The sequence below is a fragment of the Streptomyces sp. CA-106110 genome, assembly GCF_050936285.1.
Lineage (GTDB): Bacteria > Actinomycetota > Actinomycetes > Streptomycetales > Streptomycetaceae > Streptomyces.
Map to the genome: position 1 here is coordinate 8,783,707 of NZ_JBNJNB010000001.1, position 14,699 is coordinate 8,798,405.

Annotated in this window: 16 protein-coding genes and 1 tRNA gene; 11 read left to right on the forward strand and 6 right to left on the reverse strand. The window is 71.7% G+C overall.

All coding sequences use genetic code 11. From position 1 onward, the window contains the following. Positions 1-212 precede the first annotated feature (212 nt). Genes ACQEXA_RS40495 through ACQEXA_RS40505 form a run of 3 tightly spaced genes read left to right on the forward strand, consistent with a single transcriptional unit; the run spans position 213 to position 2,245 of the window. A complete protein-coding gene (locus tag ACQEXA_RS40495; protein ID WP_359389463.1) occupies positions 213-1,151 on the forward strand; it encodes a PAC2 family protein in 939 nt (312 codons plus the stop codon). Between the two features lie 51 nt (positions 1,152-1,202). Beyond that, positions 1,203-1,811, forward strand: a complete 609-nt coding sequence (gene coaE / locus ACQEXA_RS40500; RefSeq protein ID WP_433132534.1) for a dephospho-CoA kinase — start codon at positions 1,203-1,205, stop codon at positions 1,809-1,811. 50 nt (positions 1,812-1,861) lie between these two features. After that, entirely contained in the window at positions 1,862-2,245 is a 384-nt protein-coding gene (locus ACQEXA_RS40505; protein ID WP_432926500.1) for a tetratricopeptide repeat protein, read from the forward strand. A 51-nt stretch (positions 2,246-2,296) separates the two neighbouring features. Here the strand turns inward: ACQEXA_RS40505 and ACQEXA_RS40510 are convergent, their stop codons facing one another. After that, positions 2,297-2,560, reverse strand: a complete 264-nt coding sequence (locus ACQEXA_RS40510) for a DUF6343 family protein (protein WP_433132536.1) — start codon at positions 2,558-2,560, stop codon at positions 2,297-2,299. 159 nt (positions 2,561-2,719) lie between these two features. On the opposite strand from ACQEXA_RS40510, the gene ACQEXA_RS40515 reads away from it, so the two are divergent. Next, on the forward strand, positions 2,720-3,646 hold the full coding sequence (locus ACQEXA_RS40515; protein ID WP_433134727.1) for an acyltransferase domain-containing protein: 927 nt from the start codon (positions 2,720-2,722) through the stop codon (positions 3,644-3,646). Between the two features lie 212 nt (positions 3,647-3,858). Next, entirely contained in the window at positions 3,859-4,314 is a 456-nt protein-coding gene (locus ACQEXA_RS40520; protein ID WP_433132538.1) for a DoxX family protein, read from the forward strand. A 96-nt stretch (positions 4,315-4,410) separates the two neighbouring features. Here ACQEXA_RS40520 and ACQEXA_RS40525 read toward each other — a convergent pair whose 3' ends face one another. Then, positions 4,411-5,118 carry an RNA-binding S4 domain-containing protein gene (locus ACQEXA_RS40525; RefSeq protein ID WP_433132540.1) on the reverse strand — a complete coding sequence of 236 codons (708 nt, stop codon included), beginning with the start codon at positions 5,116-5,118 and terminating at the stop codon, positions 4,411-4,413. Between the two features lie 105 nt (positions 5,119-5,223). On the opposite strand from ACQEXA_RS40525, the gene ACQEXA_RS40530 reads away from it, so the two are divergent. Further along, positions 5,224-5,925, forward strand: a complete 702-nt coding sequence (locus tag ACQEXA_RS40530; RefSeq protein ID WP_433132542.1) for a uracil-DNA glycosylase — start codon at positions 5,224-5,226, stop codon at positions 5,923-5,925. A gap of 266 nt (positions 5,926-6,191) precedes the next feature. On the opposite strand, the gene ACQEXA_RS40535 is transcribed toward ACQEXA_RS40530, so the two are convergent. Continuing rightward, positions 6,192-6,692: a RidA family protein gene (locus ACQEXA_RS40535; RefSeq protein ID WP_433132544.1), complete on the reverse strand. Its 501-nt coding sequence runs from the start codon at positions 6,690-6,692 to the stop codon at positions 6,192-6,194. Positions 6,693-6,978: 286 nt separating this feature from the next. Continuing rightward, the gene (locus ACQEXA_RS40540) at positions 6,979-7,506 is read right to left on the reverse strand and encodes a hypothetical protein (RefSeq protein WP_433132546.1); all 528 of its coding nucleotides are present in this window, start codon (positions 7,504-7,506) and stop codon (positions 6,979-6,981) included. Positions 7,507-7,787: 281 nt separating this feature from the next. Here ACQEXA_RS40540 and ACQEXA_RS40545 point away from each other — a divergent pair, with 281 nt between their 5' ends. The 3 genes from ACQEXA_RS40545 (at position 7,788) to ACQEXA_RS40555 (ending at position 9,617) form a co-directional block, all read left to right on the forward strand. Beyond that, positions 7,788-8,576: a nucleotidyltransferase domain-containing protein gene (locus ACQEXA_RS40545; protein WP_433132548.1), complete on the forward strand. Its 789-nt coding sequence runs from the start codon at positions 7,788-7,790 to the stop codon at positions 8,574-8,576. Between the two features lie 41 nt (positions 8,577-8,617). Then, positions 8,618-9,349: a hypothetical protein gene (locus tag ACQEXA_RS40550; RefSeq protein WP_433132550.1), complete on the forward strand. Its 732-nt coding sequence runs from the start codon at positions 8,618-8,620 to the stop codon at positions 9,347-9,349. A 127-nt stretch (positions 9,350-9,476) separates the two neighbouring features. Beyond that, a tRNA-Pro gene (locus ACQEXA_RS40555) sits at positions 9,477-9,617 on the forward strand. A gap of 165 nt (positions 9,618-9,782) precedes the next feature. Here the strand turns inward: ACQEXA_RS40555 and ACQEXA_RS40560 are convergent. Then, positions 9,783-10,733, reverse strand: coding sequence for an endonuclease/exonuclease/phosphatase family protein (locus ACQEXA_RS40560; protein WP_433132552.1), 951 nt, complete (start codon positions 10,731-10,733; stop codon positions 9,783-9,785). A gap of 137 nt (positions 10,734-10,870) precedes the next feature. Here ACQEXA_RS40560 and ACQEXA_RS40565 point away from each other — a divergent pair, with 137 nt between their 5' ends. Both ACQEXA_RS40565 and ACQEXA_RS40570 read left to right on the forward strand, forming a co-directional pair. Beyond that, positions 10,871-12,244, forward strand: coding sequence for an amidohydrolase (locus ACQEXA_RS40565; protein ID WP_433132554.1), 1,374 nt, complete (start codon positions 10,871-10,873; stop codon positions 12,242-12,244). A gap of 192 nt (positions 12,245-12,436) precedes the next feature. Further along, complete coding sequence (locus tag ACQEXA_RS40570) at positions 12,437-12,610, forward strand: hypothetical protein (RefSeq protein WP_359389498.1); 174 nt, start codon at positions 12,437-12,439, stop codon at positions 12,608-12,610. A gap of 14 nt (positions 12,611-12,624) precedes the next feature. Here the strand turns inward: ACQEXA_RS40570 and ACQEXA_RS40575 are convergent, their stop codons facing one another. After that, complete coding sequence (locus ACQEXA_RS40575; protein ID WP_433134729.1) at positions 12,625-14,487, reverse strand: ABC transporter ATP-binding protein; 1,863 nt, start codon at positions 14,485-14,487, stop codon at positions 12,625-12,627. Positions 14,488-14,699: the final 212 nt, after the last annotated feature.

Below are 14,699 nucleotides of genomic sequence, written 5' to 3' on the forward strand. Positions count from 1 at the left end.
CGCATCGCCGAGGCGGCGTCCGGGCATGCTGTCGGGCGTGTCGTGACCTCGGCCCAGGGGCTCACGCGCGTCGGGTCTCCGGGGCCCTCCCGGCGGCTTCCCGGGCCCGGAGCCTCCGGGGACTGACTGAGCGTTGTGTGTCGGTACACGGATCGGGAATGGACGTGTCCCGGCCCACGTTGTGCAGTACGAACACGAGGAGGAGCGGTCTAGTGCTTGATCCGCAGGGTTTGTACGCATGGGAGCCGAAGGGCCTGGCCGTCGTCGACATGGCGCTCGCCCAGGAGTCGGCAGGACTGGTCATGCTCTACCACTTCGACGGCTACATCGACGCAGGTGAGGCCGGCGAGCAGATCGTCGACCGGCTCCTGGACTCGCTGCCCCACCAGGTTGTGGCCAGGTTCGATCACGACCGGCTGGTCGACTACCGGGCCCGCCGCCCGCTGCTCACCTTCGAGCGCGACCGCTGGACGGACTACGAGGAGCCCACCATCGAGGTACGCCTCGTCCAGGACACCACCGGGGCGCCCTTCCTGCTGCTGACCGGCCCGGAGCCGGACGTGGAGTGGGAGCGCTTCGCCGTGGCCGTCCGGCAGATCGTGGAGCGGCTCGGCGTCCGCCTGTCGGTGAGCTTCCACGGGATCCCGATGGGCGTGCCGCACACCCGCCCGGTGGGCCTCACCCCGCACGGTAACCGCACCGACCTCGTGCCGGGCCACCGCAGCCCCTTCGACGAGGCGCAGGTCCCCGGCAGCGCCGAGGCCCTGGTCGAGTACCGGCTCATGCAGGCCGGACACGACGTACTGGGCGTCGCGACCCACGTCCCGCACTACATCGCCCGCTCGGCCTATCCGGACGCGGCACTGACCGCCCTGGAGGCCATCACGGCCGCGACGGGGCTGGTACTCCCCACGATCGCCCACTCCCTGCGCTCGGACGCGCACCGCACACAGACGGAGATCGACCGGCAGATCCAGGAGGGCGACGAGGAACTGGTCGCTCTCGTCCAGGGCCTCGAGCACCAGTACGACGCCGCGGCAGGTGCCGAGACACGCGGCAACATGCTCGCCGAGCCCCTCGAGATCCCGTCCGCGGACGAGATCGGGCAGGAATTCGAGCGCTTCCTGGCGGAGCGCGAGGGCGACGGCTGAACGCGGGGCCCGTCGCCGGTGCCGCCGGTGCCAGGCCGTAGGCTGCGCGTCATGCTGAAGGTGGGCCTGACCGGCGGTATCGGGGCCGGCAAGAGCGAGGTGTCGCGGCTGCTCGTGGAGTGCGGGGCCGTGCTGATCGACGCGGACCGCATCGCGCGCGAGGTCGTCGCGCCCGGAACGGCCGGGCTGGCCGCGGTCGTCGAGGCCTTCGGCGAGGACGTCCTCGCGCCGGACGGGGGCCTCGACCGCCCCAAGCTCGGCTCGATCGTCTTCGCCGACCCAGAGAAGCTGGCCGTCCTGAACTCGATCGTGCACCCGTTGGTGGGCGCCCGTTCGCGCGAACTGGAGAGCGCCGCGCCCCAGGACGCCGTGGTCGTGCACGACGTCCCGCTCCTCGCCGAGAACGGGCTGGCCCCGCTGTACGACGTCGTGATCGTCGTCGACGCCGACCCCGCCAACCAGCTCGACCGGCTGGTCCGTCTGCGCGGCATGACCGAGCAGGACGCACGCGCCCGCATGGCCGCCCAGGCCACGCGGGAGAAGCGGCTGGAAACGGCGGACATCGTCATCGACAACGACGGGCCACTGGAGCAGCTGGAGCGGAACGTAAGGGGCATATGGGCTGATCTGGTGCGCCGGGCGCGGCTCCCGCAGGAATAGCGGTCGACCCCGGGGGCGTTGAACCCCGGAAGTTAGGGAAGGACTCTGCCGTGCCCGACACCAGCGATCCGACCGGACGTACTCCGGAGACCCATGTGATCGACTTCCGCGCCGCCGAGCAGTTGCTCGCCGCGCGGGACCCCCGGGGCGCGGTGAAACTGCTGGACGGCGTGATCGCCGCGCACCCCGAGAACACCGCTGCGCGGCTGCTGCGCGCGCGTGCCTTCTTCGCCGCAGCGCAATTGCGGCCCGCGGAGTTGGAGTTCAGCATCGTGCTGGAGCGTGAACCCGACAACGCGTTCGCGCACTTCGCGCTGGCCCGCACCTACGAGCGCCAGTCACGTCCGGAGGAGGCCAAGCGGCACTTCCGGCTCGCCGCCGCGCTGGACCCGAACCCGGAGTACCTGAGAGCGGCGCGCTTCGACTCCCAGTAGGGGCGTCCTACCGCTCCGAGGGGACCGGCGGAGTTCCGTCACCGAGGTTCCCTACCGGCGGTGGTCGGGCGGCGGATACGGCGGGACATCGCGGCCCGGCTGCCAGTGCGGGCCCTGATGGATGTGGCGCAGGATCACGGCCATGTCCACGGTGACGATGAGCCACAGCACGCCGCAGGCGGCTGCCCAGCCGGGCCGCCCCAGGAGGGCGAACACGACCGTTCCGAAGGTCGCCCAGACGAGGCCCCAGACGCTCAGCCAGAACCGCGCCCGCAGGGCACTGCGCGCTGTCGTCGGTTCGCTGCCGGTACGCATCACCACCACCGTTCCTACCGGGACAAGTACCCTTCGTGATGCACGTTCACCATGAAACGGTGACCGGATCCGGCGGGTCGCGGCGAGCGCGGGGCGGGTCCTCGAGGGGAGGCGACGGTGCTGGAGGCGCTGCGGGAGGACACGCGGCTCGCCGAATGGATGCGGGACCTGGAGAGCGAGGGCGGTGCCCCCACGGGACTCGTCCTGCCCGACGCGGACAAACTCCCCGGCATCCTGCTCGACCTGTCCGTACCCCACGAGGACATCAACGACCTCGTCGCCCTGCGCGCCCGGCTGGCGCGGGACGCGGAGGCCATGACGCTGCTGGGGCGGTGCGTCACCCGGTTCGTGCGGGACATGGGGGAGATCGGCAGGGCTTGGGAACCGCCGTCCTTCCCGGAGTCGGCGGGGGCGCTCGGACGGTTCTTCCATGTGTACGTCTTCGGCGCCGCGCTTCCCTATGTGCGCGCCCACCACGGGGAGCGCGGCATCCCCGAGGAGGTGTCACGCCGCACCCTCGCGGACCTCGGGCGGCAGATGGCCGTGCACCGCCGGCGGTGTGGCACGGGCGGACTGCTGTTCCCGTGGTGGACGGCGCTGCACTTCCACGGGGAGCTGTTCCAGCTGGGGCGGCTGCAGTACCAGCGCGCACGGCTCGGGCAGCGCACCGGACGGGCCGTCGCCGCGGCGGGCCATGCGCTCGGACCAGGCGACCCCTGTCTCAGCCTGCACATACCGGACTTCAGCGGCCCCCTGTCGGCGTCCGCGTGCGAGCGGTCCCTGGCACTTGCCCGGGCCTTCTTCGCCGAGCACTATCCGGAGGAGCGCTACGAGATCGCCGTGTGCGACTCCTGGCTGCTCGATCCGCAGCTCAAGCACTATCTCCCGGCCGACTCCAACATCATCCGCTTCCAGGACCGCTTCGAGCTCGCGCACCAGGAGACGACACCCGACGACGGCATGCCGGTCGGCTTCGTCTTCGGCGACCCCGACCTTCCGGTGGAGCGGCTGCCTCGGCGGAGCAGTGTGGAGCGGGCGGTGGCGGACCATCTGCGGTCCGGCGGGCACGGCTGGTTCGCGCTCTGACCGCGCCCCCGTGCGGGGGTTCCGCGGGGTTCACTCTCGAACGTGTCACCGCATCGGGTGATGCGGGATCGGGAACGAGGCGCGGAGGACCGCCCGTCGGACGGGCATGAGAACCGGGTGGGGAAAGGCGGCCGGGCAGCGATGAGTCGCGGGACATGGCCGGGTCTACCTCTGTGACAGCACCGCTGACCCGCTACCCCGAGGAGAACCTCATGTCCGAGACCACCGCCTCAGCCGCCCAGGCCGTCTCCGCCGCCCACGAGCCGGGCCGTGGGCGCAGCCGGAGCCGACGTGCCGAGATCTCCCTGCGCGCTCTGCAGATCGCGCTCGCGCTGTTCTACGGGCTCGCGAGCGCGCTGCCCAAGCTGATCGCGCACCCGTCGGCGGCCGATTCCTTCGACAGGATCGGCTGGGGGCACCCGGGGATGTACACCATCGGCGCACTCGAGCTGGCCGGGGCTGTCGCGTTGGTGATCCCGCTCCTCGCGCCGGTCGCGGCGATGGCGCTGTCCGGGCTGATGGTGGGCGCGTTCATCGTCCAGCTCACCGTCTTCGACGGTCAGAACGCGGCCACCCCGCTGATCCTGCTGGTCCCGCTGGCGCTGATCGCCTGGGCCCGGCGCCACCGTGTGGCGGACCTGGCGCGCCTGGTACTGCGCCGCGCATGACCGGCGCTGCCGGCATGACCGGCTCCGCCCATGAGAGCGAGGGTCTGCGGCGCGGAACGGGGCGGGGCGGGGGACCGCCCCTGCACCGTCCCGGCCTCAGCTCGCTACGGAGCCGCCCCGGCCTTCCGGCCGACTCCCGCCCTTGGCCCGTCGCTGACCGCCCGGATGGCGCCCCGCCGCATAGGCGTCCGCGAAGCCGCCGCCGGGGGCCGCTGCCAGGCCGCGGAGGCGTTCCATCTCGCGGCGGTCGCGCTTGGTGGGGCGGCCGGTGCCGCGGTCGCGGACGCCGGCCGGGGCCACGGCCTCGCGGGGCGGCGGGGGCGGACTGTTGTCGATGTAGCACTGGACGGCCACCGGGGCCCCGACCCGCTTGCGGATCAGACGCTTCACGACGACGACCCGCTCCCGGCCCTCGTGCCGCAGACGCACCTCGTCACCGACGCGCACGGCGTACGCGGGCTTCACGCGCTCGCCGTTCACCCGGACATGACCGCCCCGGCAGGCGGTCGCACCGACCGAGCGGGTCTTGACGAGCCGCACCGACCAGATCCAGCTGTCGATGCGCACGCTCTCGCCGTTCGACGGCCCGGCGGCGTCGGCGGCGGCCACAGCGGCAGCCTTCTTCGTGTCGGCTGTGGGTTCCACCGAGGCCGAGGCATCGGCCGCGTGGACCTCTTCAGGGCCGTCGGAGTCGCGCCGATCCGCCTCGCGGGCCGGACCCGGCTCGGCGTCCCGGCCCGTGCCGCCTGCCTGGGCCGCGCCCGTCGCGCCCGTCCTGTCGTCGTCCGCATCTGCAGCAGCCATGTCCTCGACCTTAGTCCCCTGAGCTGGGTCAACCGGACGTCATTTTCTCGGGGCCCCTCCCGGCCCTCGTGCGGGGCCGTTTCCGTCCGGCTCTACCGTGGAGGCATGGACAGCAGCAGCCTCGCCGCGCTGGACGAGCGGATCGCGGGGTGCCGCGCCTGCCCGCGTCTGGTCGAGTGGCGGGAGGAAGTGGCCCGTACCAAGCGCGCCGCGTTCGCCGACTGGGACTACTGGGGACGGCCGGTGCCCGGCTTCGGACCGCCGGACGCCAGGATGCTGGTGATCGGGCTCGCCCCCGCGGCCCACGGTGGGAACCGCACCGGGCGGATGTTCACCGGCGACCGGTCCGGCGACGTCCTGTACGCGGCGCTGCACGCTGTGGGCCTGGCATCGCAGCCCACGTCGGTGGCCGCCGACGACGGCCTGGAACTGTACGGGGTGCGTGTCACAGCCCCGGTGCACTGCGCCCCGCCGGCCAACAAGCCGACGCCCGGGGAACGGGACACCTGCCGGCCGTGGCTCGTCCAGGAACTGCGGCTGCTGCGGCCGTCCCTGCGCTCCGTGGTGGCGCTCGGCGCCTTCGGCTGGCAGGCCGCGCTGACCGCACTCGCCGAGGCGGGCTGGGCGGTGCCGCGACCACGGCCCGCGTTCGGGCACGGGGCCCGGGTGACGCTGGAGGGCCTCGAGCTCTTCGGCTGCTTCCACGTCAGCCAGCGCAACACCTTCACGGGTCGCCTCACCCCCGAGATGCTGCGGGACGTGCTGCGCACGGCGGCCGAGGCGGCGGGTCTGCCCGCCGAGCGGTAGACCGGGGCCGAGCGGTCACGACGTCCGCGACCCCGACGAGCCCGGCTCCCCGGCCGGTTGGCCATGACGGGGCGGCCTTGCGCATGAGCGTGGCGGAGGCGCCGGTCGCGGTGAGGACACGGGCGCCCGCCGCCGAGCCGCGCCCAGCCTGAGCCGCGACTCGGCGGTGTCAGGGGTGCTCAGACGATACGAGTCGCCGCGATGCGCCGCTGGGAGACGGCGTCGTGCAGGCGATGACGGGCCACAACTCCCGGGAGAATGGGCTGTTACGCCTCCCGCGGGGCGGCGGGAGCAACGGTTCTCGCGTTGGGAACAATGGCCGTCGCGGTGGGAACCACGTCTGCCGCGGTGGGAGTGACGGCCGACGAGGTCGGAATCACGGCGGTCGCGGTGATCTCGACCAACTGTCCGGTGTACCCGAGACAGGCCACGCCGATGAGCGTCGACGAATGCGGCCCGGTGCTGAGCCCCGAGGCCTCGACCACGTCCCAGACCGCGGAGAGCACCGAGGGCTCGCCGCTCACCACATACACATCCGTCGACACCACGTGCGCCATGTCGCTTCCGACCGCGCGCAGTTGCTCATCGAGGTTGGCGAGTACCTGCTGGGCCTGCCGTACCGGATCGCCTTCGCCGACGAGCTTCCCGTCCGCGTCGAGCGGCACGGATCCGGCCAGGAACGCGAGCCGGGTCCGCGCCTCCACGACGGAGGCGTGCGCGTAGCGGGGCGGGGGGAAGAGCGTGGGAACGGTGACGCGCTTGAGCATGGTGCCTCCCGGGGAGCGACTACCGGTGCGTCCGGCCGCGTGTCGATCGCACCGCAACACACCGATCATGCGCGGTGCCGCCCATCGACCGCATCCGAATTCGTCCCGGTTCGCGGCGGGGCCGAGCGCATCGCACGGCTCGCCGAACCGGCCCTGCCCTGGGGTGCGTCCACCGGTGAAGCCCCACCGCGCGCACGGACGCTTCGCCTGCCCGATCCGGGGCACGTCCGGACCGCGACGCACACGCCGAGACCGTCCTCGCCCAGCGAGCCGGTTCCCGGCCTCATCAAGGCGGTCGGCCATCCCCGTCAGGACGGTCGGCCATCGCCGGGCCACTCGCTTGCCGCACGCACTCCTCCGCAAGGGCGGGGTACGCCTCGGCGATGGCCGCGCAGATCCGCTGCCGCAGGACTGCCATGGCCTCCGCTCGCCCGGTACCGGAGAGGCCGTCCAGGAGTCGGTCGTCATGGCTGAGCCGGTGGAGGAGATAGCCGACCTTCCAGGGGTCGAGCGCGGAACGGTCGGCCGGGACTGGCGGCGAGCCACCGCGCGCAGGCATGGGTGAGATGGCGGGCGGAGCGGGAGAGGTGCCGCGGGTGCCCCCGGCGGCACCACTGGACAGCCGCCGCTCCCTCTCCGTACGTGCGCGGTGTTCCACGGCTCGCAGCGCGAGCGTCCCCGGCTCCAGGCGAGGGATCTCGATCGCCTCGGCCCGGATCCGCTCCAGCACCGCCTGCCTTTGCGACGTCGCCGCCCCCTCCGGTTCCGCCCGCGCGACGTGCCGTCGGCTGTCCGATGCCTCGTAACCGGCCATCATTGCCTCCCCGTACCCCGCTGATAACCCGCGGATCGTCACGCTCTGTGACGACACCACCATTGATAACGCGCGGCACTGACAATCGCCCCGACCCCGACCCGCACCCTCGTGACATCCCCCGCAAACCCAGCGGACGGACGGTCCGGCGACGGCTACGGTAGGTGGCCGTATCTGCGACGAAGGGGCCCGGTGGACCAGTTGACGGAGCCGACGGCGGCCGGAGGGATCGAGGCGCGCACGGCCGGCGACGAGACTCGCGGTCACGGGGACGGCCGGGGGTGACAGTGGACAACAAGGCGTTCCTCGACCACGTGGCGGACCGGCTCGCGGGCCTGCCCGCGGTCGGGGCCGTGGCCCTCGGCGGCTCCCGCGCGCAAGGCACCCACGGCCCGGACAGCGACTGGGACCTGGCCGTGTACTACAGGGGCTCGGACTTCGACCCCGCACAACTGCGGGCCACCGGCTGGCCCGGCGAGGTGTCGGACATCGGCGGCTGGGGCGGGGGAGTCTTCAACGGCGGCGCCTGGCTGACCGTCGACGGCCGCCGCGTCGACGTGCATTATCGCGATCTCGACGTCGTGGAGCACGAGTTGGCCGAGGCCGAGGAGGGCCGCTTCCATGTCGAGCCCCTGCTGTTCCACCTCGCCGGCATCCCCAGCTATCTGGTCGTCGCCGAACTGGCCGTGAACCGCGTGCTGCGAGGCACCGTTCCGCGCCCGCAGGCATATCCGGAGCCGCTGCGCGCCTCCGCAGCCGAGCGCTGGTACGGCACGGCACGCGCCACCCTCTCGTACGCGAAGGCCAACCACGCACCGAAGTCCCGCCTCACCGAGGTCGCCGGCGCCCTGGCCACGGCCGCCGCCCAGTCCGCACACGCCGTGCTGGCCGCACGGGGGGAGTGGGTGACCAACGAGAAGCGGCTGCTGGAGCGGGCGGGGCTGCGGGGGGTCGACGAGATCGTGTCGGGGTTGAGAGCCGCCCCGGACCGGCTCGCGGAGGCCATCGGGTCGGCCGAGGAGGTCTTCGGTGAAGCCCTTGTCGCCGCAAGGGAATCCGCGGCCCGATAATCCTTCGAAACGTCGAGTATCTCGCTGCTACCGTCTCCGGCGTGGCGAAACTCAATCAGATCATCGCAGTCGAGAAGGGCATCAAGTCCAAGTCCCATCAGGACCTGACGGCAGCTCACCACGGGCTTCTGAAGCCCGCGTTGCTGGCCGGCATCTCGCGTACGTACCAGCCGAAGGACGAAGAGGGCGAGCAGTTGCCGCCCGAGTCGACGCGGGTCCAGGTGAAGGCGGAGGACGTGCTGCGGCAGACCGCGGCGACGCTCACGCGGCTGTTCGACGTGACCGCCACGAAGGACTGGGCCAACTGCGCCGCCAGGGCGGACGTGAAGGTGGACGGGCGGGTGCTCGTCGCCGATGTCCCCGTGGCGTATCTGCTCTTCCTGGAGAAGCAGCTCGTCGATCTCAACACCTTCGTCCGCAAGCTGCCGGTCCTCGACGCCGCCGAGTCCTGGCTCCAGGACCCGTCCACCGACGCATGGAAGACGGAGCCGGTACGCACCCTGCGCACGAAGAAGGTGCCCCGCAACCATGTGAAGGCGGAGGCCACCGAGAAGCACCCGGCTCAGGTCGAGGTGTACTACGAGGACGTGCCGGTCGGATACTGGACGACCGTGAAGTTCTCCGGCGCCCTGCCCGCCAGGCGTGTGAACGAGCTGCTCGACCGGGTCGAGAAGCTCCAGCAGGCCGTCAAGTTCGCCCGGGAGGAGGCGAACGGAACGGACGTTGTCGACCAGCGCGTCGGTGACGCCGTCTTCGGCTACCTGTTCGGGTAGCCTCAAGAACTCCCCGGCCACCACGAACGACGGCCGGGGCGCGCGAGGAGCGCAAGCTGAAGCTGAAGCTTGTCGTGACGACGCGGTCCCAGTGGAGGTTCGAGTCCTCCCCGCGGCACAATCTCCGGCCGCGGTAGCCCAATTCGGCAGAGGCAGACCGCGATCAATCTCAGACTATCGCTCCAGACTCAGCATTCGCCGCCGATCGCCGGATCGACCGGGCCCGGGCCCCGGACGCCGAAATACTGGTTCAAGTCCAGTCCGCGTAGCTCGATACGCGGTGGTCCAAAGGCAGGACGCGGCGACATCACGACTGACCTGGGTCCTCAAGCGTGCCGGCGTGCCCACATGGGCGGCATTCCAGGGCCCGGGGGCCGGCTACGCCCCCGGGCCCGCTCCCGTCCCGGCACGGTTACGGCCTTCTGCCCTGCCATCACGACCCGAAGCGCATCCACACGGGGGCGTGGTCCGACCCCGGTGCCCCGCGTCGCTCTTCCGGATCGGCGCCGACCGACGGCAGGACCAGTCCGTCGTCGGGCAGGCCCGTGCCCGCCGCCGTGAGGCGGTGGACCAGGGAATGACTGACCAATATGTGGTCGATGAGTTCATGCCGCCCGGAGGTGACGCGCGAGTACCGCTGCTGCTCCGGGATGAGTGGCGCCACGTCCCACAGACGCACCGCGTCGCCCCGGTCCGGGTGCTCGTACCCGGGTGTGCCGATCTCGGATCCGGGCGGGCCCAGCAGGATCTGGGTCGTCGCGGCCTGCACCTCGTCGTTCATGTCGCCCAGCACCGCCACATCGCGGGTGCGCCCCTCGCCGGCCAGCAGGTCGTCGGCGAGCGCCCGCAGTGCCGTAGCCTCGGCGGCCCGCCGGTAGAGGGCGTATGCGCCGAAGCGGGCCCGTTCGCCCTCGTCGCGCGGCTGGAAGCGACCGCCCGGGTACGACAGCAGCTTCGACTTCAGATGGGCCACCGCGACCTTCAGCGTCAGCTCGCCGGCGGTGACCTCCACCGCGAGGAAACCCCGGCCCGCGTGCGCCACGGGCGTCCCCTCGTCGTCTCCCTGCACTGGCCGCAGCAGGTGGGGGAAACCATTGGTGTCGGAGAGCACGCGCGGCTGGGCTCGGCTGAGGAAGCCCACTCGTATGCCGCGTTCGGCCGGGTTCTGGGAGACCGTGACGTGCCACTGGCCGTCCAGCATTCCGGCCAGGTCCTCCAGTGCCTCGGGTTCTCCGACCTCCTGGACGCCGAGCAGCGCCGGATCGAGTTTCGTGATCACGGCGGCCAGGGCGGCGAGCTTCGTCTCGTACGCGGCCTTGTCCTTGGGGCCGAACGGGCCCCCGGGCCGGTACAGGTTCTCCAGGTTCCAGGTGCCGACGAGCATGCCGGGCTCCTTCCAGAAGCCGGGTGGCGGGCTGTGGTGAGGCCCAGCCTGCGCGCGCAACCGCTGGTGGAACAGGGCGGCGACGGGATGCGCGGTACATGTCACCCAGGAGTACGACCACGTCGTACGGTGACGGGATGACGTCCACTCAGGCCGCCTGGCAGACAGCTCCCGCCGACCTCGTCATCACCGGCTGCACCGTCCTCGTGCACGACGACCAGGAGCGGATCGGCTTCGCGGAGGACGCCGCGATCGTCGTACGGGACGGGATCGTGGAGTCGGTGACGCTCGCAGCGGACGTCAGGGGCCTGCCTGCCGTCGAGCGCATCGACGCGCGCGGCCAGGTGGCTGTGCCCGGCCTGATCAACTGCCACACGCACTCCCCGATGGTCGCCCTGCGGGGCATCGCCGAGGACCTGTCCGTGCAGGAGTGGTTCAACGACTTCATCTGGCCCATCGAGTCCAACCTCACCGAGGAGGATGTGGCGTCGGCGGCACGGCTCGCCTGCGCGGAGATGATCCGCGGCGGTGTCACCTGCTTCGCCGACCACTACTTCTCGATGGACGCCGTCGCCTACGTCGTGGCCGACTGCGGACTCCGAGCCCATCTGGGGGAGGCGTTCTTCTCTTCGCAGGGCGCCGCGGGACGCGAGCGATCACTGGACTTCGCGCTGCGGCACCGGGGTTCCGCGGACGGGCGCATCACCACCGCCCTCGCCCCGCACGCCCCGTACACCGTGACCGACGCGGACCTCGTGGCCACCGCCGGACTCGCCCGAGACCACGGCCTCCCCGTCCACATCCACGCCGCCGAGAACCGCGAGCAGACCGACACCAGCCTGGCGCGGCACGGACGTACCCCCATCGAGGTCCTGGAAGCGGCCGGACTCCTCGACAGTGACCTGCTCATCGCGCACGGCACCGGCATCGTGGAGCGCGACCTGCCCGTGCTGGAGCGGGCGACCGGAAGCGTGGCCGTGGCGACCGCACCTCGCGGCTACCTCAAGTTCGCCTGGCCCACCACCACACCGGTACGGGCACTGCGCGCGCTCGGGATCCCGGTCGGACTCGCCACGGACGGCGCCGCCTCCAACAACTCCCTGGACGTATGGGAGTCCATGGCTCTCACCTCCCTGGCACAGAAGTCGGCCGAGGGCGACCCCGGCTGGCTGACGTCCCGGCAGGCGCTGCACCACGCCACGCTCCAGAGCGCCCAGGCCGTCGGACTCGGCGACCGTATCGGCAGCATCGCCCAGGGACGCCGCGCCGACATCGTGCTGGTGGACATCGGCGGACCGCACACCCAGCCCGTCCACGACCTCGCGGCCACCCTTGTGCACAGCGCCCGGGCGTCGGACGTCCGCACCACGATCGTGGACGGGCGCGTCCTCATGCGGGACCGCGAACTGCTCACCATCGACCTGCCCTCGACCCTGCGCGAGCTGGAGCAGCGGCTGCCCGCCCTCGTGGACCGCGGCCATGGCCGGCGCATCCAGGAGTACGACGGCTGAGCCGTGCTGATGGGTCACCGCGTTCCAGCAAAGCGGAACTATGCGTTCATCCACGGCCATTCCGTGCTGAGCGAGTGTCGAATACGTCTCAGTACCGTCACTTCACGATCCGTTCATGTGGGAAGGGGCGTTTAACTTTGTGAGCCGACCGGGGTCGGCTCGCCGGAAGACGGCGTGGCAAGGAGGTGCAGGGTGAACGGGCGAACGGTGCTGGAGCGGTTTCCCGCCGGCGGGCCGCGCGGATCGTGGCCCGCGGAGGAGTTCGCGCAGGCGCGCCGCCTGGAGGGGCTGCCCGCGGAGGTGGTCATGGACCTCGCGACGGATGCGTTCCTGGTGATCGTGGCCGGAGCCGACGCCACCGAGTAGCCGGTCCTCGGGTTTCAGCCGGCTTCCCGGCTGGTGACCTTCGCCGTGAACTGCGCCGCCTGCAGGGCGTACAGGTCGGCGTAGACGCCACCCGCGGCGAGGAGTTCGTCCGGCGTGCCGGACTCCACGAGCCGCCCTTGTTCCAGCACATGCACGAGATCGGCGTGGCGCACCGACGCCAGCCGGTGGGTGATCAGGACGACCGTCTGGCCGGAGCCCGCCAGCGCGCGGATCCTGTCGAAGACCTCCAGTTCGGCCTGGGCGTCGAGCGCGGCCGTCGGCTCGTCCACGATCAGGATCTGCCCCTGCCGGTAGGCGGCGCGGGCGATGCCGAGCCGCTGCCACTGGCCGCCGGACAGGTCGTGCCCGCCGCTGAAACCGCGTGCGAGCAGCGTGTCGAGGCCGCGGGGCAGGTCCGCGAGGACGTCCTGGGCACCGGCCTGGGCGACCGACGAGGTGATGCGTTCATCGGTGACGGGCGCGGTCGTGCGTCCGACCGCGACATTGACGCGGGCCGTGAACGGCCAGCGCTTGAAGTCCTGAGCCACCATGGCGACGCGCTCGGCGAGTTGCCGCCGGTCGGCCTTCGCCGCGTCGACGTCGTCCCACAGGATCCGGCCCCGTTCGGGCGCGTACAGCCCGGCGAGAAGTTTGACCAGGGTCGTCTTGCCAGATCCGTTCTCGCCGACGAGGGCCACGATCCGGCCGAGCGGCACGGACAGCGTGACGTTCTGGAGCGCCGGCCGGTTGGAGGTTCCCGGGTAGGTGAACGTGACGTTCTCGAAGCGGATCTCGCTCGGTTCCTCCGGGAGCGCATCGCCGCCTTGCGGGATCGCGCGCTTGGCCGCTTCGACGTACAGGCGCTGCAGATCGCCCACGAACAGGGCTTCCTCATGCAGGGAGTTGATCTCGAGGACCAGCGAGTCGAGGCTCGCCGAGCCGGTGCGGATCGCGATGACCGCCGTACCCGCCACGGACAGCGACATGGCGCCCGTGAACAACAGAGCGCCGAGCGTCGCGTACGTCACCACGATGGCCACGCCCGTCCAGGTGGCCGCGATCAGACCGGTACGCGCCTCGAGCCGGGCCAGACGGGCCTGTTCGGCCTCGGCTGTCTCCGACATCGCGCGGAAGTGGCGCAGCAGAAAGGGACCGACGCCGTGGACGCGGATCTCGGGGGCCGCGGCCGGCTCGGTGAGCAGACTGCTGATCAGCCGGCCCGCGCGGGCGTGCTGGACCCAGGCGTGGAAGGACTCGTAGCGGCGCCGGGCGATCGTCAGTGCGCTCCAGGCGCTGGGCAAGGTCATGGTGACGAGGAGCGGGAGCAGCGCCGGGTGCAGGACCGTCAGCACACCCGCCGCGGCGACCAGCGAGATGAGCGCGTTCACCACCTGGGTGGCGAGCCCGATCATGCGGCGGGCGGACGCCGCGCCGTACTGCGCGGTGTCCAGCAGCTTGTGGAAGGCGTCGTCCTCGATCGCGGACAGCTCCACGGCCGCGGCCCGCTCCAGATAGAGCTCGGTGGCGACCCGCTCCACCTTCGGCTCCAGTCGCCCGGTGGCGTACGTCGACGCCGCCCGTAGCAGTGCGGACACCAGCAAGACCGCGGCGACCGCGAACAGCGCCGGCACGGCGCCGCGCAGCCGGTCCTCGACCGGGCCGTCGGACATCAGCCGGGCCAGCACGGAGTTGACCGCCAGCAGGCTCACCGCCTGGGCGACCCCGCGGCCTCCTTCGGCGCTCAGGACGACACGGGCGGCGCCTCGGTCCGCCTGCCAGGCGAGCCGGAAGCTCGACGCGAGCAGCGACGGCAGCCGGGTCACCATGGCCCGGAAGTTCAGCTCGAGAAACGCGTCGGAGTGCTGGGACCAGCCCATGTCGTAGCGCAGCGGACCGCCGAAGAGCAGTAACTCCGAGTCGGATGTGGCCGGGGCCCCCGCTGCGGCCTTCTTTTCGCCGGATTCCTGGGACTTCCTCGCCACGCATGACCTCCCCCGAGTGCGGACGAAAGAGGGTCTCCCCAGGAAGACAGCCATCCATCCGCCGGGCACCGCACTTTCGCGTGGCGGGCGATTCCGGTCGCAGATGG